The sequence below is a fragment of the Pseudomonas sp. AC083 genome (assembly GCF_979253165.1).
Window position 1 is genome coordinate 105,998 of sequence record NZ_CEEDDH010000007.1, and the last position, 20,577, is coordinate 126,574.

General features: G+C 61.4%; 22 protein-coding genes. 8 read left to right on the forward strand and 14 right to left on the reverse strand.

Annotated elements, in window-relative coordinates; genetic code table 11:
* Positions 1-16 precede the first annotated feature (16 nt).
* The 4 genes from AC0IXA_RS13035 to AC0IXA_RS13050 form a co-directional block, all read right to left on the reverse strand.
* Positions 17-691, reverse strand: a complete 675-nt coding sequence (locus AC0IXA_RS13035; protein WP_258710931.1) for an urease accessory protein UreF — start codon at positions 689-691, stop codon at positions 17-19.
* Positions 688-1,188, reverse strand: coding sequence for an urease accessory protein UreE (gene ureE / locus AC0IXA_RS13040; protein ID WP_122699778.1), 501 nt, complete (start codon positions 1,186-1,188; stop codon positions 688-690). The genes AC0IXA_RS13035 and ureE overlap by 4 nt, the downstream gene beginning before the upstream one ends.
* 299 nt (positions 1,189-1,487) lie before the next feature.
* The gene (locus AC0IXA_RS13045; protein ID WP_016771906.1) at positions 1,488-2,120 is read right to left on the reverse strand and encodes a TetR family transcriptional regulator; all 633 of its coding nucleotides are present in this window, start codon (positions 2,118-2,120) and stop codon (positions 1,488-1,490) included.
* A 154-nt stretch (positions 2,121-2,274) separates the two neighbouring features.
* Positions 2,275-2,781, reverse strand: coding sequence for a hypothetical protein (locus AC0IXA_RS13050; protein ID WP_123443926.1), 507 nt, complete (start codon positions 2,779-2,781; stop codon positions 2,275-2,277).
* Between the two features lie 384 nt (positions 2,782-3,165).
* Between AC0IXA_RS13050 and AC0IXA_RS13055 the strand changes: the two genes are divergently transcribed.
* Positions 3,166-5,241 (forward strand): AsmA family protein, encoded by a 2,076-nt coding sequence (locus tag AC0IXA_RS13055; protein ID WP_471813340.1) that lies wholly within the window; start codon positions 3,166-3,168, stop codon positions 5,239-5,241.
* Positions 5,242-5,342: 101 nt separating this feature from the next.
* Here the strand turns inward: AC0IXA_RS13055 and AC0IXA_RS13060 are convergent, their stop codons facing one another.
* On the reverse strand, positions 5,343-5,873 hold the full coding sequence (locus tag AC0IXA_RS13060) for a ferritin-like domain-containing protein (protein ID WP_016771904.1): 531 nt from the start codon (positions 5,871-5,873) through the stop codon (positions 5,343-5,345).
* Between the two features lie 293 nt (positions 5,874-6,166).
* Here AC0IXA_RS13060 and AC0IXA_RS13065 point away from each other — a divergent pair, with 293 nt between their 5' ends.
* The gene (locus AC0IXA_RS13065; protein ID WP_471813342.1) at positions 6,167-7,045 is read left to right on the forward strand and encodes an alpha/beta fold hydrolase; all 879 of its coding nucleotides are present in this window, start codon (positions 6,167-6,169) and stop codon (positions 7,043-7,045) included.
* Between the two features lie 95 nt (positions 7,046-7,140).
* Here the strand turns inward: AC0IXA_RS13065 and AC0IXA_RS13070 are convergent, their stop codons facing one another.
* A complete protein-coding gene (locus AC0IXA_RS13070) occupies positions 7,141-8,028 on the reverse strand; it encodes a DMT family transporter (RefSeq protein ID WP_341638498.1) in 888 nt (295 codons plus the stop codon).
* A gap of 96 nt (positions 8,029-8,124) precedes the next feature.
* On the opposite strand from AC0IXA_RS13070, the gene AC0IXA_RS13075 reads away from it, so the two are divergent.
* The 3 genes from AC0IXA_RS13075 (at position 8,125) to AC0IXA_RS13085 (ending at position 10,506) form a co-directional block, all read left to right on the forward strand.
* Positions 8,125-8,919, forward strand: a complete 795-nt coding sequence (locus AC0IXA_RS13075) for an AraC family transcriptional regulator (RefSeq protein ID WP_341638499.1) — start codon at positions 8,125-8,127, stop codon at positions 8,917-8,919.
* Positions 8,920-8,982: 63 nt separating this feature from the next.
* Entirely contained in the window at positions 8,983-9,288 is a 306-nt protein-coding gene (locus AC0IXA_RS13080) for a PsiF family protein (protein WP_016771900.1), read from the forward strand.
* A gap of 204 nt (positions 9,289-9,492) precedes the next feature.
* Positions 9,493-10,506 (forward strand): AI-2E family transporter, encoded by a 1,014-nt coding sequence (locus AC0IXA_RS13085; protein ID WP_016771899.1) that lies wholly within the window; start codon positions 9,493-9,495, stop codon positions 10,504-10,506.
* Between the two features lie 176 nt (positions 10,507-10,682).
* On the opposite strand, the gene AC0IXA_RS13090 is transcribed toward AC0IXA_RS13085, so the two are convergent.
* Positions 10,683-11,957: an Hsp70 family protein gene (locus AC0IXA_RS13090; RefSeq protein ID WP_130929365.1), complete on the reverse strand. Its 1,275-nt coding sequence runs from the start codon at positions 11,955-11,957 to the stop codon at positions 10,683-10,685.
* Between the two features lie 292 nt (positions 11,958-12,249).
* Between AC0IXA_RS13090 and AC0IXA_RS13095 the strand changes: the two genes are divergently transcribed.
* The 3 genes from AC0IXA_RS13095 (at position 12,250) to AC0IXA_RS13105 (ending at position 15,127) form a co-directional block, all read left to right on the forward strand.
* Positions 12,250-13,194 carry a DnaJ C-terminal domain-containing protein gene (locus AC0IXA_RS13095; RefSeq protein ID WP_110603615.1) on the forward strand — a complete coding sequence of 315 codons (945 nt, stop codon included), beginning with the start codon at positions 12,250-12,252 and terminating at the stop codon, positions 13,192-13,194.
* Positions 13,195-13,217: 23 nt separating this feature from the next.
* Positions 13,218-13,523 carry a chaperone modulator CbpM gene (locus AC0IXA_RS13100; RefSeq protein ID WP_016771896.1) on the forward strand — a complete coding sequence of 102 codons (306 nt, stop codon included), beginning with the start codon at positions 13,218-13,220 and terminating at the stop codon, positions 13,521-13,523.
* Between the two features lie 203 nt (positions 13,524-13,726).
* Positions 13,727-15,127 carry a hypothetical protein gene (locus tag AC0IXA_RS13105; RefSeq protein WP_471813345.1) on the forward strand — a complete coding sequence of 467 codons (1,401 nt, stop codon included), beginning with the start codon at positions 13,727-13,729 and terminating at the stop codon, positions 15,125-15,127.
* A 60-nt stretch (positions 15,128-15,187) separates the two neighbouring features.
* Here AC0IXA_RS13105 and ureC read toward each other — a convergent pair whose 3' ends face one another.
* From ureC to urtE, 7 genes are all read right to left on the reverse strand, one after another.
* Positions 15,188-16,888, reverse strand: a complete 1,701-nt coding sequence (ureC, locus tag AC0IXA_RS13110; RefSeq protein ID WP_471813347.1) for an urease subunit alpha — start codon at positions 16,886-16,888, stop codon at positions 15,188-15,190.
* Between the two features lie 131 nt (positions 16,889-17,019).
* On the reverse strand, positions 17,020-17,328 hold the full coding sequence (locus AC0IXA_RS13115) for an urease subunit beta (RefSeq protein ID WP_016771893.1): 309 nt from the start codon (positions 17,326-17,328) through the stop codon (positions 17,020-17,022).
* A complete protein-coding gene (locus AC0IXA_RS13120) occupies positions 17,325-17,861 on the reverse strand; it encodes a GNAT family N-acetyltransferase (RefSeq protein ID WP_073471741.1) in 537 nt (178 codons plus the stop codon). Before AC0IXA_RS13120 ends, AC0IXA_RS13115 begins: the two co-directional genes overlap by 4 nt.
* Positions 17,862-17,866: 5 nt before the next feature.
* Entirely contained in the window at positions 17,867-18,400 is a 534-nt protein-coding gene (locus AC0IXA_RS13125; protein ID WP_422492388.1) for a GNAT family N-acetyltransferase, read from the reverse strand.
* A gap of 9 nt (positions 18,401-18,409) precedes the next feature.
* Complete coding sequence (gene ureA / locus AC0IXA_RS13130; RefSeq protein ID WP_003221215.1) at positions 18,410-18,712, reverse strand: urease subunit gamma; 303 nt, start codon at positions 18,710-18,712, stop codon at positions 18,410-18,412.
* 154 nt (positions 18,713-18,866) lie between these two features.
* Complete coding sequence (locus AC0IXA_RS13135; RefSeq protein ID WP_471813350.1) at positions 18,867-19,706, reverse strand: urease accessory protein UreD; 840 nt, start codon at positions 19,704-19,706, stop codon at positions 18,867-18,869.
* Between the two features lie 44 nt (positions 19,707-19,750).
* Positions 19,751-20,449 (reverse strand): urea ABC transporter ATP-binding subunit UrtE, encoded by a 699-nt coding sequence (urtE, locus tag AC0IXA_RS13140; RefSeq protein ID WP_281881544.1) that lies wholly within the window; start codon positions 20,447-20,449, stop codon positions 19,751-19,753.
* Positions 20,450-20,577 lie beyond the last annotated feature (128 nt).

Here is a 20,577-nt window from a genome sequence, read left to right on the forward strand (position 1 = left end):
TCCAAAATAAACAGCCCTAAGAGCGGAAGAGACGGCTGTACTGGCGCTCGTGGGCCATGCACGCCAGGGACAGGCCAAACGCGGCGCTGCCGATGTGTTCGGGGTTGATGTGGGTCGCATCGTGCTGGGCCTGTTGCAGCAGTGGCAGCAGTTCGCTGGTCAGGCGCTGGGCGGCTTGCTGGCCCAACGGCAGGGTCTTCATCAACACGGCGAGCTGGTTTTCCAACCAGCTCCACAGCCACGCGGCAAGAGCATCCTGCGGGCTGATGCCCCAGGCGCGTGCCGCCAGTGCCCAGCACAGGGCCAGATGCGGTTCTGGGGTCTGGTCAAGAAAGTCGCGGGCGGGCGCATCGAGTTCTGGCAAACCGTTCAACAACTGCTGCAGGGAGTAGCCCATCTGCCGGCTCTCCAGATGCAGCTCACGGGTTTCGCGACTGGCGCGGTGGCTCTCGCAGAGTTGTCGTAATTCGGCCCAGTTTTCATTTGCTGCGGCTTGGCAATGCGCCAACAGCAGCGGCGCTTCGAAGCGGGCGAGATTGAGCAGCAGTTGATCGCTGATCCAGCGCCGGGCGCCGTCAGGGTTGTGGACCCGGCCGTTATCCACCGCCATTTCCAGACCTTGGGAATAGCTGTAGCCGCCAATCGGCAATTGCGGACTGGCCAGACGCAGCAGCGCCCAGGCCGGATTCACAGGCGCACGCCGAACTGATGGAGTTTCGGCGCGTAGTTGAAGTCTTCGTCACCGTGGCGGGAGTGATGATGGCCGCCGCCGTAAGCGCCGTGTTCCGGCTGGAACGGCGCTTCGATAGCCTCGACCCGGGCGCCGAGCTGTTCGAGCATCGCTTTGAGCACGTAATCGTCGAGCAGGCGCAGCCAGCCATCGCCGACTTGCAGGGCGACGTGGCGGTTGCCGAGGTGATAGGCCGCGCGCGTCAGTTCGAACGCATTGGCGCACGTGACGTGGAGCAGTTGTTCGGGACGGGCGCAGACGCGCACGACACGGCCGTCTTCGGCCTGCAGACATTCGCCGTCATACAGCGGTGGCTGGCCGCGCTCCAAAAACAACCCGACGTCTTCGCCTTCGGCACTGAAACAGCGCAAACGGCTTTTGCTGCGCGCTTCGAAGGTCAGGTGCAGCTCGGCGGCCCAGGCGGGTTGAGGGTCGATTCTGCGATGAATCACCAGCATCGGAAAGCTTCCAGCAATGAACGTTGATTGGGCTAGAGCAAGCGCCGCGCCAATCGGGCGATCTGTAGGAAATAGCTGTCGGCGCGTGCCTGATCTTTCAACAGGCGCGGCGATTCTGGAAGGTTTTGGTGCATGAAGGATTTGTCATGCACCAAAGCGAGGCCGTGGCGGATGTTCTATGTGGGAGCGAGCCTGGTCGGGAGTGCGCCGTGTCAGACAGATGTATTCAGCTGATCCAGCGCTTTCGCGAGCAGGCTCGCTCCCACAGGGGATTTGCGCTGTGTCAGATAAAGAAGGGATTACTCGGTACTGCCCAGCCCTTGCCAGTGCTTGAGGCCGATGAAGATGAAGCGCAGTTGCTGGGTGATCTTCGCCTGTGGGGTCAGATGCTCCGGCAAGGCTTCGGCGGGCGGGTCGATGATGTCGGGGAGGGTGGCGAACACCGATTTGACGATCAGGTCGGCCATCACGCTGAGGCCGGCCAGATCCAGATGTTGCAGCTTGGGCATCAGCGCAAGGTCCGCCGCGAGGTCGGCGCTGATGTTCTCCCGCAGGCGTCCGATTGCCTGACGTACCGGCAGCGAGCCGCCGTATTGTTCGCGGGCGAGAAACAGGAATTGCGAGCGGTTGGCGTTGACCACATCAAGGAAGATGCGCACCGAAGCGTCGATGATGCCGCCCATGACGAATTCATTGTGGCGCACAAGGCGGATGGTCTCGCGGAAGGTCTGGCCGACTTCGCTGACCAGCACCAGCCCCAACTCGTCCATATCGGCGAAGTGCCGGTAGAAACCGGTAGGCACGATGCCGGCGGTCTTGCTCACTTCGCGCAGGCTCAGGCTGCCGAATCCTCGGCCGCTTTCCATCAGGTGGCGGGCAGCGTCCATCAGGGCGTTGCGGGTCTGTTGTTTCTGTTCGGCGCGGGGCAGCATCGCAGGGTGTGTTCTTCGGCAGGACAAGCGCCGCACTCTAGCAAATCGGCTTTGTCGGCGTCGAACGGGGAGTCGTTCAGCGAGGGTTTTACAGAAGCTGAAAAGTCAAAAGCCCAATCCGCTGATTGGGCTTTTTTGCCGGGCCGTCATGGGCTCAGCTCAATTTGCTGTTGCGTTCGATCACACGGTCACCACCGCCTTCAGCGAGGGCTTGACCCAGTGGGGTTTTATCGAAGCCGTCATCAGCCAGGGTCTGGCCCTGTGGAGTGCGCTCGGAACCGTCAGATGCCAGGGTCTGGCCTTGTGGGGTGCGCTCGGTACCGTCGGAAGCGAGGATCTGACCTTGTGGGGTGCGATCAGAGCCGTCCTGAACCAGGCCTTTTTCTTCGAGGCGGTTGCGACCGTTTTCAGCCAGGGCCTGGCCTTGAGGGGTGCGATCCGAGCCGTCTTGAACCAGGCCTTTTTCTTCGAGGCGGTTGCGGCCGTTTTCAGCCAGGGTCTGACCTTGTGGCGTGCGCTCGGAACCGTCGGAAGCTACGGTTTGGCTAAACACCGAGTGGCTGTCTTTGACTTGCGGAGTAGCCTGATCGGCAGCGGGCAGGGCGAAAGCAGTGCTGGCTAGCATCGACAGGGTAAGGCTGAGCAGTAATTGGCGTTTCATGATAGTGGCTCCTTGGGAGGGCGATAAAGTGGGTACGAGGGCAATGCTACTCTCGATAAGTCGATATAAAAGTTCATAAACGCAATGGTAATAATCAACAGAATTGATTGTTCGGCGCGAAGGCTCTAGATCGCGCCTTTGCGGGCGACGATTTTGCACCGTCGTGGGTATTTTCGACTCACTCGTGCCTCGCAAAAGTGCGGGTGGCGGTAACACTGCTCGACCGATCGGTCAGTTTTGCCGGGCTTTTTATGGCTTAAACTGCCTTTCAATTAAACCTGCGGGCCTTTCGCCAGTCACAGACTGCATAAGGGCCGCTTCGGTCTGCCGTTTCAGCTGTGCGTCGGGATGTTCGGCGTGCGGTCGTGATCAGGAGCTTTGTGCATGACGCGCACTGGAAAAATCTTCAGCTGGACCTTCGCCATCCTCGCGCTGCTGCTGGCAGCCTTGATTCTGATCATCGTGTTTTTCGACTGGAACCGGATCAAACCCACGATCAACGCCAAAGTTTCGGAAGAACTGCGCCGGGCGTTTGCCATCAACGGCAACCTCGCGGTGATCTGGCAGCGTGAGCCGGAAGAAGGCGGCTGGCGCTCCTGGGTGCCTTGGCCGCACGTGGTCGCCGAGGACTTGAGCCTGGGCAACCCGGACTGGTCGAAGCAGGCGCAGATGGTCACTCTGAAACGCGTCGAGCTGCGCATTTCGCCGCTGGCCCTGCTGGCCCAGCGCGTGGTGATTCCGCGCATCGACCTGACCGAGCCGAATGCCGAACTGCAACGTCTGGCCGATGGCCGCGCCAACTGGACGTTCAAATTCGATCCCAAGGACCCGAACGCCGAGCCGTCGAGCTGGGTGGTCGATATCGGCGCGATCGGTTTCGACAAGGGCCACGTGACCCTCGACGACCAGACCTTGAAGACCAACCTCGATGTGCTGATCGACCCGCTCGGCAAGCCGATTCCATTCAGCGAGATTGTCGGCGACAAAGCGGCGAAAACCGCTCAGGACAAGGGCGGCGCACCGCAGGACTATGCCTTCGCACTCAAGGTCAAAGGCCAGTATCACGGGCAGAACCTCACCGGGCAGGGCAAGATCGGCGGGTTGCTGGCATTGCAGGACGCGAGCAAGCCGTTCCCGTTGCAGGCCCAGGCGAAGATCGGCGACACCCGTATTGAACTGGCTGGCACCCTGACCGACCCGCTGAATCTCGGCGCCCTGGACCTGCGCTTGAAGCTCGCTGGCGACAGCCTCGGCAATCTTTACCCGCTGACCGGCGTGACCCTGCCGGACACCCCACCGTATTCCACCGACGGCCACCTGATCGCCAAGCTGCATGACGAGGCCGGGGCGAAATTCACTTATGAAAAATTCAACGGCAAGATCGGCGACAGCGACATCCACGGCGACCTTACCTACGTGGCCAGTCAGCCACGGCCGAAACTCACGGGTGCGTTGCTCTCCAATCAACTGCTGTTCGCCGACCTTGCACCGTTGATCGGGGCTGATTCCAACATCGAGCAAAAGGCCCGTGGCGGCGCGAGCAAGCAGCCGGCAGACAAAGTCCTGCCGGTCGAAGAGTTTAAGACTGATCGCTGGCGCGCCATGGATGCCGATGTCGAGTTCACCGGCAAACGCATCGTCCACAGCGAGAAGCTGCCGTTCAACGACCTCTATACCCATCTGAAACTCAACGACGGCGAGCTCAGCCTGGAACCGCTGCGCTTTGGCGTCGCCGGCGGCACGCTGGATGCGCTGATCCGCCTCAATGGCCGCACCGAGCCGCTGGAAGGCCGGGCGCGTTTGACCGCACGCAAATTCAAACTCAAAGAGCTGTTCCCGACCTTCGAGCCGATGAAAACCAGTTTCGGTGAGCTCAATGGCGACGCCGACATCAGTGGCCGCGGCAACTCCGTGGCCAAGCTCCTCGGTGGCGCCAACGGCAATCTGAAGATGCTGATCAACGACGGTGCGATCAGCCGCGAGCTGATGGAACTGGCCGGGCTCAACGTCGGCAACTACGTGGTCGGCAAGATCTTTGGCGACAAGGAAGTGAAGATCAATTGCGCGGCGGCGGACTTCGACATCAAGACCGGCCTGGCCACGACACGGCTGTTTGTCTTCGATACCGAGAACGCAATCATCTACATCGATGGCACGGCGAACATGGCCACCGAGCAACTCGATCTGACCGTGACCCCGGAATCCAAAGGCTGGCGTCTGATCTCGCTGCGCTCGCCGCTGTATGTGCGCGGCAAGTTCATCAAACCGGATGCCGGCGTCAAAGCCGTACCGTTGATGCTGCGTGGGGCGGGGATGGTCGCGTTGGGCGTGATAGCCGCACCGGCGGCGGGGTTGCTGGCGCTGGTGGCGCCAAGCGGTGGCGAGCCGAATCAGTGCGCGCCGTTGCTGGAGCAGATGAAGCAGGGCAAGGCGCCGGTGACCGTTAAACCCAGCAAGTAAGCAGGGCAGATCAAAAGATCGCAGCCTTCGGCAGCTCCTACATTTGAAATGCGTTCCCCCTGTAGGAGCTGCCGAAGGCTGCGATGTTTTGCTGTTAAGGATTACAGGTCGTTGAGGATGTCCGCCATGTCGTCGGCGTGCTCTTCTTCCTGGGCGAGGATGTCTTCGAAAATGCGGCGGGTGGTCGGGTCCTTGTCACCGATGTACTGGATGATTTCGCGGTAGCTGTCGATGGCGATGCGCTCGGCCACTAGATCTTCGTAAACCATTTCCTTGAGTGTGTTGCCGGCCACGTATTGCGCGTGGGACATCTTGCTCAGCAGGTCAGGGTTGAACTCAGGCTCACCGCCCAGTTGCACGATGCGTTCGGCGAGGCGATCGGCATGCTCGGCTTCCTGGTTGGCGTGCTCGAGAAATTCGTCGGCGGCGACGTTGGCTTTCAAGCCGTTGGCCATGAAGTAGTGGCGCTTGTAGCGCAAGGTGCACACCAGCTCGGTGGCCAGCGACTCATTGAGCAAACGCAGTATTTCTTCACGGTTGGCGTTGTAGCCCTCGGTGACCGCGCCGTTTTCCACGTGTTGCCGCGCGCGTTCGCGCAGGGTTTGAACATCAGACAAATGCACGTCACTCATTTCATTCTCCTGGAGGCTAATCCGATAGGCGCCACGTTCTGAAGACGCGGTCGCTACTCAGGGTGTGAGTCTTGAGCGAAGCGAAAAGTTTTATGCGATTTACGCCGGACACGGTGCAGGAACTGTTGAAGACTGCGATGTCCGGAGGGCCTGACGCTGGTCAATTCGGTTTCGGTGGAGCGGATCGTGGCGGGCTGAAGTAGGCTTATCGTTGAGTTGTCATCGTCGAGGTGGATGCTTGGCGGGCGTCTTGCACGTCTGACATCCACCCATCGCGCACAAGGATGTACCCCATGTCGACACGTTATCCACTGGTGCTGGTGCCGGGCATGCTCGGCTTTGTCCGGCTGGTGCTTTATCCGTATTGGTTCGGCATCATCAAGGCCTTGCGCCGTGGTGGTGCGACGGTGGTCGCGGTGCAGGTCTCGCCACTCAACTCCACGGAAGTGCGCGGCGAGCAATTGCTGGCGCGGATCGAGGAAATCCTGCGCGAGAGCGGGGCGCAAAAGGTCAATCTGTTCGGCCACAGCCAAGGCGCGTTGACCGCGCGGTATGCGGCGGCGAAGCGCCCGGATCTGGTCGCCTCGGTAACATCGGTGGCCGGGCCGAATCACGGCTCCGAACTGGCCGATTATCTGGAAAAGCACTATCCCGCCAACAGCGCCAAGGGGCGCTTGCTCGAAGCGTTGCTGCGCCTGATCGGCTGGGTCATGGCATTGCTCGACACTGGTTACCACGGGCCGAAACTGCCGGTAGATATCCACGCTTCCCACCAATCGCTGACCACGGCGGGCGTTGCATTATTCATCCAACGTTATCCACAAGGGCTGCCGGAAACGTGGGGCGGGCAGGGGCCGGAAGAGGTCAACGGTGTGCGCTATTACTCCTGGTCAGGGACGCTGCAACCGGGCAAGACCGATCGTGGCGGCAATCTTTTTGACGGCACCAACCGCAGTTGTCGCCTGTTCGCCAAGACCTTCGTCCGTGAGCCGGGGCAATGCGATGGCATGGTCGGCCGTTACAGCTCGCATCTGGGCACGGTGATCGGTGATGACTATCCGCTGGATCATTTCGACATCGTCAATCAGTCGCTGGGACTGGTGGGCAAGGGCGCGGATCCGGTAAGGCTGTTTGTCGAGCATGCGGCGCGGCTGGAGGCTGCTGGGTGTTAGCAGTCAAACCGCGTCATCGTTCTTCGCGAGCAGGCTCGCTCCCACATTGAAATGCGGATACCTGTGGGAGCGAGCCTGCTCGCGAAGGGGCCTTGTCAGGCAACGCCGACCCGCCGGCCCAGCACCGTGGTCCAGCGCTCCGACAAAACCACCCCAGCCAAGGTCAGCAACCCGCCCACCAGGTGATACATCGCCAACTGTTCCTTCAACACCACCGCCGCAATCAGCGCGGTAATCAATGGCAGCAGATTGAAAAACAGCGTCGTCCGGCTCGGCCCCAGTCGCTGCACCGCCTGCATCCACGCCAGCGGCGCGACCATCGAGGCCAGCAGGCATGCATACAGCACCAGCGGCACGTTCTGCAGGTTCAGCCCGGTCTTCGGCGACATCGCGAACAGCGGAAACAACACCACAATCGCCACCAGCACCTGCAAGTACAGCAGCACCAGTGGCGGCAGGCGCAGTTGCCACTTTTTCAACAGCGTGCTGTAAACGGCGTAGGCCAGCGTGGCGATCAGCATCATCGCATCGCCCAGATTGACCCCGTGTTGCAGCAGCGCACCGAGGCTGCCGGACGACACCACCACCAGCACGCCAGCGAACGACAGCACCGCGCCGACCAAGGCACCAGCGGTCAGGCGCTGGCCGAGGCTGATGATCGCCATGGCCAGCGACATCAATGGCATCAACGACAGGATGATGCCCATGTTGGTCGCGGTGGTCAGTGTTGCGGCGAAATAGGCGAGGCTCTGATACACCGCCATGCCGAGCACGCCGAGTACGAAAATCCGCCTCAGGTTCGGCCGAATTTGCGGCCAGTGGGCGATGACTTTCTTCAGCATGAATGGCGTGAACAGCACGCCGGCCAGCAGCCAGCGATAGAAACCGATCTCGGCGGGGAAGATCGCGCCGACCGCCAGTTTGTTGATCACGGTGTTGCCGGCCCAAATGAAAATCGCCAGCAGGGGAAACGCGTATTGCATGGGACAAAACCAGAACGTTGATGAAGGGCGATTATCGCCTGTCTGGATGCAGGCCTATACTGCGAACCGGACAACCTGCCTCTGCATCCGGACAGCATGAACAGCAAACACATCGATCTGCTCGATTTCAACGAATTGCCGTCAGCGGTGTACTTCCGCTACGCCGATTTCAATGCCCACGAATATGCCGCGCCACACCGGCACCCTTGGGGCACGCTGGAATACGCGGCCCATGGCGTATTGCACATGGATGTCGACGGCAGCCGCTTCATGTCGCCGCCGCAGTATGCGGTGTGGGTGCCGCCCGAGGTCGAGCACAGTTTCTACAGTCATCAGCCAGTCAACTATCGCGCGGTGTGTCTTGATCCAAGCGTTTGCGCACGGTTGCCGGCGCGCGCCTGCACATTGGCGATCAGTGACATTCTCAAGGCGATTCTCAAAGACTTCGCCGCCCGCGATGTGAAGATTCCGGAGCATGAGGCCGATCAGCGTCTGGCCCAGGTATTGGTCGATCAACTGCAACAGGCACCGGTGCAGGAATGTTACCTGCCATATGCGAGCAGCCCGGGCTTACTGACGATTCTCGACGCCTTGCAGGCTGCGCCGGGCGACAACCAACCGTTGGCGCATTGGGCCGCGCAAGTGCATGTCAGCGAGCGCACCCTGGCCCGGCAGTTTGTCCGCGAGCTGGGCATGAGCTTTGGCGAGTGGCGTCAGCGCTTGCGTTATCTGGCGGCGATCGAGGCGCTGGAAACCTCGCGTTCGGTGCAGGAAATCGCTTTCGACCTCGGCTACAGCAGCGGCTCGGCGTTCATCGCCATGTTCGCCCGCCAGGCCGGTTGCCCGCCGGAGCAGTATCGGCGCAGCCACCTCGAGGGCAGGAAGGTGTAACAAGCTTTGACTACACTACGACAGAGGCCGCATCCATCGGTGCGGCAACAAGGAGAAAACTCCATGAAGATGTTGCGTGTGCCGTTGTTGATGATCGGGCTGCTTGTGTGTTCCCAGGGTTTCGCCGCCACGGCGCAACAGAACAAGATGACCACCTGCAATGCCGATGCGACCGCCAAGAGCCTCAAGGGCGACGAGCGCAAGGCGTTCATGAGCACCTGCCTGAAAGCGGCACCCGCAGCCAACGATGGCAAGGAGCTGACACCGCAGCAGCAGAAGATGACCACCTGCAATGCCGATGCGAAAACCAAGGCGCTGACCGGCGATGCGCGCAAGGCGTTCATGAGTGAGTGTCTGAAGAAAAAGTGAAAGGGTAAATAATGTGGTGAGCGTGCCGGCCTCTTCGCGAGCAGGCTCGCTCCCACATTTGAAATGCATTCCCCTGTGGGAGCGAGCCTGCTCGCGAAAGCGTCGCTGAATGCACCGCCAATCCCACGCCCCGCATATCCCTAGTGCTAACCCCGGATCGCTGGCAGACTGCCCATCCTTTCACGCCGTTCGTTTTGAGGCTGTATGCCAACGTTTTCTCAGCGTCATGTTGTGTTCTGGGTCAGTTGCATCATCATTTTTGGCGGTTTGCTGCTGGTGCTGCCGCTGCGCCTGCTGCCGAGCCTGCTGGCCGGGTTGCTGGTGTTCGAGCTGGTGAACATGCTCACCCCGCAACTGCAACGGCTGATCGAAGGGCGGCGTGCGCGCTGGTTGGCGGTGGCGCTGCTCGGCACGCTGGTAGTAAGTGCGCTGGCGCTGATCTTCGCCGGCGCCATCAGTTTCCTCCTGCATGAAGCGGAAAACCCCGGCGCCTCGCTCGATAAATTCATGGGCGTGGTCGATCGCGCGCGCGGACAGTTGCCGCCGTTCATCGACGCTTACCTGCCGGCCAGCGCGGCGGAATTTCGCGTGGCGATCGGCGAGTGGGCGAGCAAGCATCTGGCCGACCTGCAACTGGTCGGCAAGGACGCTGCGCACATGTTCGTCACCCTGCTGATTGGCATGGTGCTCGGCGCGATCATCGCCCTGCAGCGCATCCCCGACGTGACCAAGCGCAAGCCGTTGGCCGCCGCTTTGTTCGACCGTTTGCATCTGCTGGTGCAGGCGTTTCGCAATATTGTCTTCGCGCAGATCAAGATTTCCCTGCTCAACACCGTGTTCACCGGGATCTTCCTCGCGGTGATCCTGCCGATGTTCGGCATCAAGCTGCCGCTGACCAAAACCCTGATCGTGCTGACCTTCCTGCTCGGCCTGCTGCCGGTGATCGGCAACCTGATGTCGAACACGCTGATCACCATCGTCGGCCTGTCGCTGTCGATCTGGGTGGCGATCGCCGCGCTTGGCTATCTGATCGTTATCCACAAGCTCGAATACTTTCTCAACGCGCGCATCGTCGGCGGGCAGATCAGTGCCAAGTCGTGGGAGTTGCTTCTGGCGATGCTGGTGTTCGAAGCCGCGTTCGGCCTGCCGGGGGTGGTGGCGGGACCGATTTATTACGCGTATCTGAAGAGTGAGTTGAAGCTGGGCGGGATGGTCTAAGGCCAGGCAACTGAATTGAATGCATCTGTGGCGAGGGGATTTATCCCCGTTGGCCTGCGCAGCAGGCCCCTGCTTTCAAGCTCAGGAGCGGGGCCGCTTCGCGGCCCAACGGGGATAAATCCCCTCGCCACAGGATAAATCCCCTCGCCACAAAGGCTCTTCGCCACAGATTGTGATCAGGCCATCGAACCGTAGCGCTTCATCGCTTCAATCGCCAAACCGCTACCAATGCTGCCAAAGATGTTGCCTTCGACATGCCGGGCGTTCGGCAGCATTGCCGAGACGCTGTTGCGCAGGGCCGGGATGCCGCTGGAGCCCCCAGTGAAGAACACCGTGTCGACCTGATCGACCGCCACGCCAGCGTCATTCAACAACTGCGTAACGCTGCCGCGCACACGCTCCAGCAAAGCCTCGATCGCCGATTCGAACAACGCGCGGCTCAGCTCGACGCTCAGCCCGGCTTCGATGCGGTCAAGCGGTACGTGGCGGCTGTCGGCGTGGGTCAGCTGGATCTTGGTTTCTTCCACTTCCATCGCCAGCCAGTGCCCGGCGCGCTGTTCGATCAGCTTGAACAGGCGATCGATACCGCCGGTGTCTTCGATGTCGTAGCGCATGCTGCCCAGCGCCAGCGTGGATTTCTGCGAGTACACCGAGTTGATCGTGTGCCAGGTCGCCAGGTTCATGTGGTGGCTGGTTGGCATGTAGGCGCCGCTCTTCATCCGGCTGCCGTAGCCGAACAGCGGCATCAGGCCTTGCAGGCTCAGCTGTTTGTCGAAGTCAGTACCACCGATGTGCACACCGCCGGTGGCGAGGATGTCATCGTGACGGTTGTCGACACCACGGCGCTCGGGCGACAGGCGCACCAGCGAGAAGTCAGAGGTACCACCGCCGATGTCGACGATCAGTACCAGCTCTTCTTTCTCGATGGTCGACTCGTAGTCGAACGCTGCCGCGATCGGTTCGTACTGGAACGACACATCTTTGAAACCGATTTTGCGCGCCACCTCGACCAGGGTGTCTTCGGCTTCCTGGTCAGCCAGCGGATCGTCATCGACGAAGAACACCGGACGGCCCAGCACCACTTGCTCGAATTCCCGACCGGCGGCGGTTTCGGCGCGGCTCTTGAGCTGGCCGATGAACAGCCCGAGCAGGTCCTTGAACGGCATCGCTGTGCCGAGGACGCTGGTGTCGTGCTTGATCAGCTTGGAGCCGAGCAGGCTTTTCAACGAGCGCATCAGCCGGCCTTCGTAGCCTTCCAGATACTCGTGCAAGGCCAGGCGGCCGTAGACCGGGCGACGTTCCTCGATGTTGAAGAAGACCACCGACGGCAGGGTGATCTTGTCGTCTTCCAGCGCGATCATGGTGTCCATGCCGGGGCGCAGCCAGCCGACGGTGGAGTTGGACGTGCCGAAGTCGATGCCGCAGGCACGGGCTGGAGAGGCGTCTTTCATGTCTTTCGGATTCCGGTCAAAAAAACGGCCGCGCAGTGTATGCCAGTGCGCGGCAGATTCGAAGGCCGGTCATCCGCTATTTCGCCGGCAGACAGCTTGAAAAGCGCCGCTTCGCCCCAAACTTGCTGGCATGGGCCGGCAGACACACCGGCGGTCGCAAGAACCGTCGTCCACTGCCGATAAACTTCTGCGGCGCCACCCGGTCACAAACTTGAGATCGGTCAACCCGGCACGTGCCAATCGGGCGCATGCTGGCCTCGGCGCGAAATCGATAACGGATGGTGATCCTTCCATGGACTTCAAAGACTATTACAAGATACTCGGCGTGGAGCCGACAGCCGACGACAAGGCCATCAAGGCGGCCTATCGCAAGCTGGCGCGCAAATACCACCCCGATGTCAGCAAGGAAAAAGACGCCGAGGCCAAGTTCAAGGACGCCTCGGAAGCCTATGAAGCGCTGAAAAGCGCCGACAAACGCGCCGAATACGACGAACTGCGCCGTTATGGCCAGCACGGTCAGCCGTTCCAGGGCCCGCCGGGCTGGCAGAGCCGTGGCGGCTTCGGCGGTGGCGGTGGCGACACGGGCGACTTCTCGGATTTCTTCAGTTCGATCTTCGGCAATCGCGGCCCCGGTTTCGGTGGCGCCGAGAGCCGCCAATCACGCGGACGCCGAGGGCAAGACGTGGAAATGGAACTGCCGGTCTTCCTCGAAGAAACCCTGTCGAACGAATCGAAGAAAGTCACCTTTCAGGTGCCGCAATACAACGCGCACGGCCAGCATGTCAGCAACACCAGCAAGAGCCTGAACGTGAAGATTCCGGCCGGCGTTACCGACGGCGAGCGGATTCGCCTGAAAGGCCAGGGCGCACCGGGCATCGGTGGCGGGGCGAATGGCGATCTGTACCTGACCATCCGGTTTGCGCCGCACCCGAAATTCGACGTTGAAGGCGAGAACCTGATCATCACCTTGCCCCTGGCTCCGTGGGAATTGGCATTGGGCACTGAAGTGGCCGTGCCGACCTTGACCGGCAAGATCAACCTCAAGGTCCCGGCCGGCAGCCAGAACGGCCAGCGCATGCGCGCCAAGGGCCATGGCCTGCTGAACAAGGCCGGCGAACGCGGTTACCTGTTCGTGCAGCTCAAGGCCGTGATGCCGAAAGCCTCCGACGAGGAGGTCAAGGCGCTGTGGCAGGAACTGGCGAAGAAAGCCGCATTCAACCCGCGAGAGAACTTCTGAACCCGACGACGGAGTAGCCCATCATGAGCAGCCCCCTGATCGTTCAACTGGACCTGGCAGAATTCTGTGAGGCGGCCGATTTGTCGGACGTCTACGTGATCGAAATCGTCGAGCACGGCATCCTCGAACCTCAGGGCGCGCAGCCCCGGGAATGGCGCTTCACCGACTACGAATTGGCCTTGGCCAAGCGCGCGGCGAAGCTGCGCCGTGATCTGGAACTGGAGTGGGAAGGCGTGGCGCTGGCGCTGGATCTGCTGGATGAGGTGAAGCAGTTGCGCGCCGAGAACCGCATGTTGCGCCAGCGGTTGGGGCGGCTGGTGGTCGAATAAGTTGTTTGAGGCGATGAGGTCTGATCCGGCCACATCGCGAGCCGGCCCGCTTGTGCCGGGTTAGTGTTTGCGAGTGTTTCACCCGGTATGAACCGGCTGGATGGTCTGATAGTTTTCCGGGCACATGTTGGCAATGGATGCCGACGGTCGTAGCGCCAGCCAGACTGGCCAGCGCTGCGCAATCTTTGCAAGGAAGCCTGTCAATGCCAGTCAGACCCAAGCCGCCCAAGCCGGGCGCAGTCGATATCACCACCCCTGGACGCACATCCCGGGATTCCGCCACGCACGGTATCGAGTCGCCGCACCTGACCCCCGGTCCGTTCATTCGCAAGACCCCGCCCGATACCAGCGAACCCGGCAGTAGCACGCAGCAAATGGAAATTGCAGCCACGCCGCACAGCGTGCAAGTCCATCCGAAGCCGTCTACGTCGGGTTCCGTCCCAGCGGTTGCAGCCTCCGCGCTGGAGCGTTACCTGATTGCCTCGACAGCCCCTCTACCGCAAGCGAACGTTGACGGGTTTCGCGTATTCAAGGGTCGCCAATACGCGGACTTGCAGGGCGGTGGTACGGTGCTGATCGGCGTCGATGCCGAGACCGGTCTGCATCGGGCCCGGTTGTCCAGCGAGCTGCAGCCGTCCGGTCCAGTGCTTGCCTACGATCCGTTGAACAAGCACTGGTACTCGCTGGAGGATTTCAGCGCATCGCCGGACGCCGCCGTTGTACCGGGTAAAAGCCGCAGGGCGGCGCGGCAGAATGATGAAGACTATGAGTCAGCCCTTGAAGAGCTGCCCGACGATGTCGATGCGGCAGATGAACATTTCTATCTGGCGTCCGAGTCGATGCCCGTCAAACCTTTCACTGCTGACGAGTTGAGTGCAATGCGCAGCGAAACGCGCTTTTCGTTTCTCAGCAATCGGCCTGGGGTCTACGACCGAGCCAATAACGGCAAATATCCATTCCGGGACATCGCCGGCACGCCTATCCGCATAAAGAAGCTCCAGACCCTCGTGCGTTTCGAAGACGGCGGCCGATACACCTCCGAGCAGATCAAGCCGTACATCAAGTTTGGCGCCTACGAGCATGTCGCGCGGCTGTATGAAGAAAAGCTGCAATGGCGACTGTTCACCGAGGCCGACATGCGTGCGCCCGGTGAGCGGGCCCTGGTCGGCCAGTCCATGGTGGTTGCCAACCGGCGCATCAGCCGAGGCGAGGTGGTCGGCGTCTATGCTGGCGCCATCATGCCAGGACGTCTTGTGCCGCTCCCCCAGCAGTCATACACCATGAAGGTCGGCGTGCGTTACCAGCCAGGACCTGGATATCTGATCCCCGTCCAGCTGGCGATGGTCGGTGACACGATCATCTCCAGGATCAATACGCATTTCTGGTACAACGCAACGGGCAAGCCGGTTCGCCAGGCCACGGATGGTTATAACGTCGAATTCGTGCCATTCGATGTTGAAGCGCAACAGTTGATAGGCAAGGAACTGGTCACCCGCGACTTCATTCTCAACGCCATCTTCGCTACCGAAGATATTCCGGCAGGAACCGAGTTGCGCATCAATTACAACTACAGCGACGCGGACATCGCGAAGTTGTTTCCGTGATCGCCTGAGCGATAGCTGCTGAATACGAGCCAGCGAGTCCGTATTCAGCGCGCCCCCTAATCAAAACAGAAAATAGCGCTGCGCCATCGGCAGCGTTTCCGCCGGTTCGCACCACAGCAACACGCCATCGGCCTTGACCTGATAGGTCTGCGGATCGACATCGATGTTCGGCAGATAGTCATTGTGGATGAGGTCGGTTTTCTGCACTTCGCGGCAGCCCTTCACCACAGCGATCTGCTTCTTCAGCCCCAGAGCCTCCGGCAATCCGGCCGCCTGCGCTGCCTGGCTGATAAAGGTCAGGCTGGTGGCGTGCAGCGAGCCACCGTAGCTGGCGAACATCGGGCGGTAGTGCACCGGTTGCGGCGTCGGAATCGAGGCGTTGGCGTCGCCCATCAGGCTCGCGGCAATCGCGCCACCTTTGAGAATCAGCGTCGGTTTCACACCAAAGAACGCGGGACGCCACAGCACCAGATCGGCCCACTTGCCGACTTCGATCGAGCCGACTTCATGGCTGATGCCGTGGGTAATCGCCGGGTTGATGGTGTACTTGGCGATGTAACGCTTGGCGCGGAAGTTGTCGTTGCCCTCGCCGTCCTGGGGCAGTGGGCCGCGCTGTTTTTTCATCTTGTCGGCGGTCTGCCAGGTGCGCGTGATGACTTCACCGACGCGGCCCATGGCCTGACTGTCGGAGCTGATCATCGAGAACGCGCCGAGGTCGTGGAGGATGTCTTCAGCGGCAATGGTTTCGCGGCGGATACGGCTTTCGGCGAAGGCGACGTCTTCGGCAATACTCGGGTCGAGGTGGTGGCAGACCATCAGCATGTCGAGGTGTTCGTCGATGGTGTTGCGGGTGAACGGCCGGGTCGGGTTGGTCGAACTCGGCAGCACGTTGGGGAAACCGCAGGCCTTGATGATGTCCGGCGCGTGGCCGCCACCGGCACCTTCGGTGTGATAGGTGTGGATGGTGCGGCCCTTGAATGCGCCGAGGGTGGTTTCGACGAAGCCGGATTCGTTGAGGGTGTCGGTGTGGATCGCCACCTGCACGTCGTACTGATCGGCAACGTTGAGGCAGTTGTCGATGCTCGCCGGGGTGGTGCCCCAGTCTTCGTGCAGCTTGAGGCCGATGGCGCCGGCCTTGACCTGTTCGATCAACGGCTCCGGCAGGCTGGCGTTGCCTTTGCCGGTGAGGCCGATGTTCATCGGGAAGGCATCGGCGGCCTGGAGCATGCGCGCCAGATGCCACGGGCCGGAGGTGCAGGTGGTGGCGTTGGTGCCGGTAGCGGGACCGGTGCCGCCGCCGATCATGGTGGTGACGCCGCTCATCAACGCTTCTTCGATCTGCTGTGGGCAAATGAAGTGGATATGCGTGTCGATGCCGCCAGCGGTGAGGATCATGCCTTCGCCGGCAATCACTTCGGTGCCGGCGCCGATGGCGATGGTCACGTTGGGCTGCACGTCGGGGTTGCCGGCCTTGCCGATCGCGGCGATGCGCCCGTCCTTGAGGCCGACGTCGGCCTTGACGATGCCCCAGTGGTCGATGATCAGCGCGTTGGTGATCAGCGTGTCGACCACTTCGGCGGCGAGCAACTGGCTCTGGCCCTGGCCGTCGCGGATGACTTTGCCACCGCCGAACTTCACTTCCTCGCCATAAGTGGTGAAGTCCTTTTCGACTTCGATCCACAGCTCGGTATCGGCCAGGCGCACCTTGTCGCCGACGGTGGGGCCGAACATGTCGGCGTAGGCGCTTCTAGAAATCTTCATGTGCTTGCCTTGGGATTCAATGATCGTTCCCACGCTCTGCGTGGGAATGCCGCCATGGACGCTCTGCGTCCGCCTTTTGTGACGCGGAGCGTCACGGGATGCATTCCCACGCGGAGCGTGGGAATGATCCGTCAGTCGAGATCACCCATGATGCGTCCGGCAAAGCCGAACACCCGGCGATGCCCCGCGTAATCGACCAGCTCGACTTCACGGCTCTGGCCCGGCTCGAAGCGCACGGCGGTGCCGGCGGGGATGTTCAGGCGCATGCCGCGACTGGCGGCGCGATCGAAGGTCAGCGCGTCGTTTGTTTCAAAAAAGTGGAAATGCGAGCCGACCTGGATCGGCCGGTCGCCGCTGTTGGCGACTTTCAGGCTCACGGTGCGGCGGCCGACGTTGAGTTCGATGTCGCCGGGCTGGATCTGGTATTGGCCAGGAATCATCGCTGGGCTCCTTGCAGGACTTTGTAATAGAGAGCGGTCGGGCGATAGGTGCCGTTGGGATCGCAGGCGTAATCGGGAATTTCGCCGGCGCGCACGTAGCCCAGCGCCTTGTAGAAATCTTCTGCCGGCGAGCCGGCCTCGGTGTCGAGATAGAGCATGCCGCGCTTGTGCTTGGGCGCTTCGAGTTCCAGCGCCTGCATCAGTTGCTGGCCGAGGCCACGGCGCCGCGCGTGTTCGCGCACCAGCAGTTTCTGTACTTCGGCGCGGTTCAGGCCATTGGCCTTCTGGCATAGGCCCAGTTGCACGCTGGCCAGCACCTGCTCGTCCTTCACCACCACCCAGAGCAGCGTGCTGCCCTTGTTGATGTTGTCCTGCACCTCATCGAAATACGCGCGGGCCTGGGCGGCATCGAGGTCGGCCATGAAGCCGACGCTGGCGCCGTAACCGACGGCGTCGAGCAGCAGATCGATCAGGCCCTGGCGATAGTGGGCAAAGCTTTCAGCGTTGACGCGGCGCAACTGGGCGGCGTTCATCGACATCACTCCTTGTGGGCACCCGGCGGCTGTGCGCCGGGATTGAGGGTCAACTGCATGAAGGTCAGATCGAGCCAGCGGCCGAACTTGGTGCCCACTTGCGGCATCTGCCCGGTGATGCTGAAACCGGCGCGCTCGTGCAAGCGGATCGAGGCAGCGTTGCCGCTTTCGATGGCGGCGACCATGACGTGTTTGCCGCAGGCTCTGGCGCGTTCGATCAGGGCAGTCATCAGTTGCGGGCCGAGGCCGTTGCCGCGTTGATCGCTTCGCACGTACACCGAGTGCTCGACGGTGTGGCGGAAGCCATCGAACGGGCGCCAGTCGCCGAACGAGGCGTAACCCAGCACTGCGTTTTCACGGTCGACGATCACCAGAATCGGATACGCCTGCAACTGACGCGCGTCGAACCATGCCTGGCGATTGCCGAGGTCGACCGCTTGTTCGTTCCAGATCGCCGTGGTGTTGAGCACGGCGTCGTTGTAGATGTCGCGGATCGCCGGCAGGTCGGCCCGGCTCGCATCGCGAATGCTGTAAGTCATGGCGCGGCCTCAGACGATCGGCTGGTGAACGGTGACCAGTTTGGTGCCGTCGGGGAACGTCGCCTCGACCTGGATCTCCGGGATCATTTCCGGGATGCCTTCCATCACTTGTTCGCGGCTGAGCAGGGTGGTGCCGTAATGCATCAGCTCGGCCACGGTCTGGCCGTCGCGGGCGCCTTCGAGCAGCGCGGCGGAGATGTAGGCCATGGCTTCCGGGTAGTTGAGTTTCACGCCACGGGCCAGCCGCCGCTCGGCGACGAGGCCGGCGGTGAAGATCAGCAGTTTGTCTTTTTCGCGTGGAGTCAGGTCCATTGTTGGAATCCAATATCGGCAGTTAAGAATGATCAGGTCGATCGCGATCTGTAGGAGCTGCCGAAGGCTGCGATCTTTTGATCTTGCTGTTAAAGATCAAGATCAAAAGATCGCAGCCTCGTTTCACTCGTCAGCTCCTACAGGGCAATGCATTTCAGGTGTTCCAGATTCGGGGGGGCATGGCCTCGCGGCCCAGCAGCGCAGGCCTTAGCAGTCGCCATAAATCAATCAGCCAGGCGCGGGCGAGTAACGCTTCACCGGCCAGACACCGCGCCACCAGCAACCCTGGCAACTGGGTCAAGTCTCCACGCACTTCGTGCCCCAGCGAGCGGCAGCGCTCCAGCAACCCGGCGTCTATCTCACCGGTCACCAGCATCGTTGCGAACACCGGATTGCCATCCAGGCCGATCGGCGAGTCGAGTAAACCGTCCGCACCGACAATGCGCTGCCGTTCGTGCCAGAGCAACTGACCATCGCGGCGGATATCCAGGTGCGCCTGAAAATGCCCGAGGTCAAAACGCTCGCCGCTGGCCGGACGACCGAGCGCCACCACGTCCCAGTAGAACAGCCGCGCATCGCCTTCGAGCTCGATCGTTGTGGCCAACTCGGCCTGCGCGGCGCTGTAGACGATGGTTTCCTGCGGCAGCCATTCCAGGGTCGCGCCGGCAGCGACTTGCAAGTCGAGCTGCTGATAAGCCGGTCCACCGGCGCGATACCACTTGGCGGCGCCGGGGCTGGTGATTTGCGCCCAGGCGTTGTGTTCGACGCGCGCGCTGATATCGAGCCGATCACCACCGGCAATTCCGCCCGGTGGGTGGACGATGATGTGCTGGCAGACCTCGGGGCCTTCGGCGTACAGATGCTTTTGCACCCGCAGCGGGCCGAGGTGACGGCGCATGACCGGGCGCGTGCAGTCGCCGAAACGCGCGTAGGCCAGTTCCAGCTCGGCGTGCCAGCTCGGGGTAAACAGGGCAGGTGCAACAATCGAATTCATGGTTTTGTGATTATCGTTAGGAAGCTACAGATTAGACCGGCGCGTTAGATCGTGACCAGCCCGCGTACACCTTCGGCCTCCATATTTTCACCGCGACCCTGCTGGACGATCTCGCCCCGCGACATCACCAGGTATTGATCGGCCAGTTCGGCGGCGAAATCGTAGAACTGCTCGACCAGCAGAATCGCCATGTCACCGCGCGCCGCGAGCTGCTTGATCACCGCGCCGATTTCCTTGATCACCGACGGTTGAATGCCTTCGGTCGGCTCATCAAGAATCAGCAGGCGCGGGCGGCTGGCCAATGCGCGGCCGATCGCCAGTTGCTGTTGCTGACCACCGGACAGATCGCCGCCACGGCGCTGCTTCATTTGTAGCAGCACCGGGAACAGTTCGTAGATGAAACCTGGAACTTCTTTGGCTTCTGAGCCTGGAAAGCGTGACAGGCCCATCAGCAGATTTTCTTCTACCGTCAGGCGCCCGAAGATCTCACGGCCCTGCGGCACGTAGGCGATACCGGCATGCACACGCTGATGCGGTCTGAACGTGGTGATCGGTTTGCCTTCCCAGTTCACCGCACCTTCCTTGGCCGGCAGCAGGCCCATCAGGCATTTGAGCAGGGTGGTCTTGCCCACGCCGTTACGGCCGAGCAGGCAGGTCACTTCGCCGACCTTCACGTCAAAGCTCAGGCCGCGCAGGATGTGGCTACCGCCGTAGTACTGATGCAGCTTGTCGACTTGCAGCATGTCCAAATTCTCCCCCGGTGATCGTTCCCACGCTCTGCGTGGGAACGCATCCCGTGACGCTCCGCGTCACATAACGGCGGACGCAGAGCGTCCATGGCGGCATTCCCACGCAGAGCGTGGGAACGATC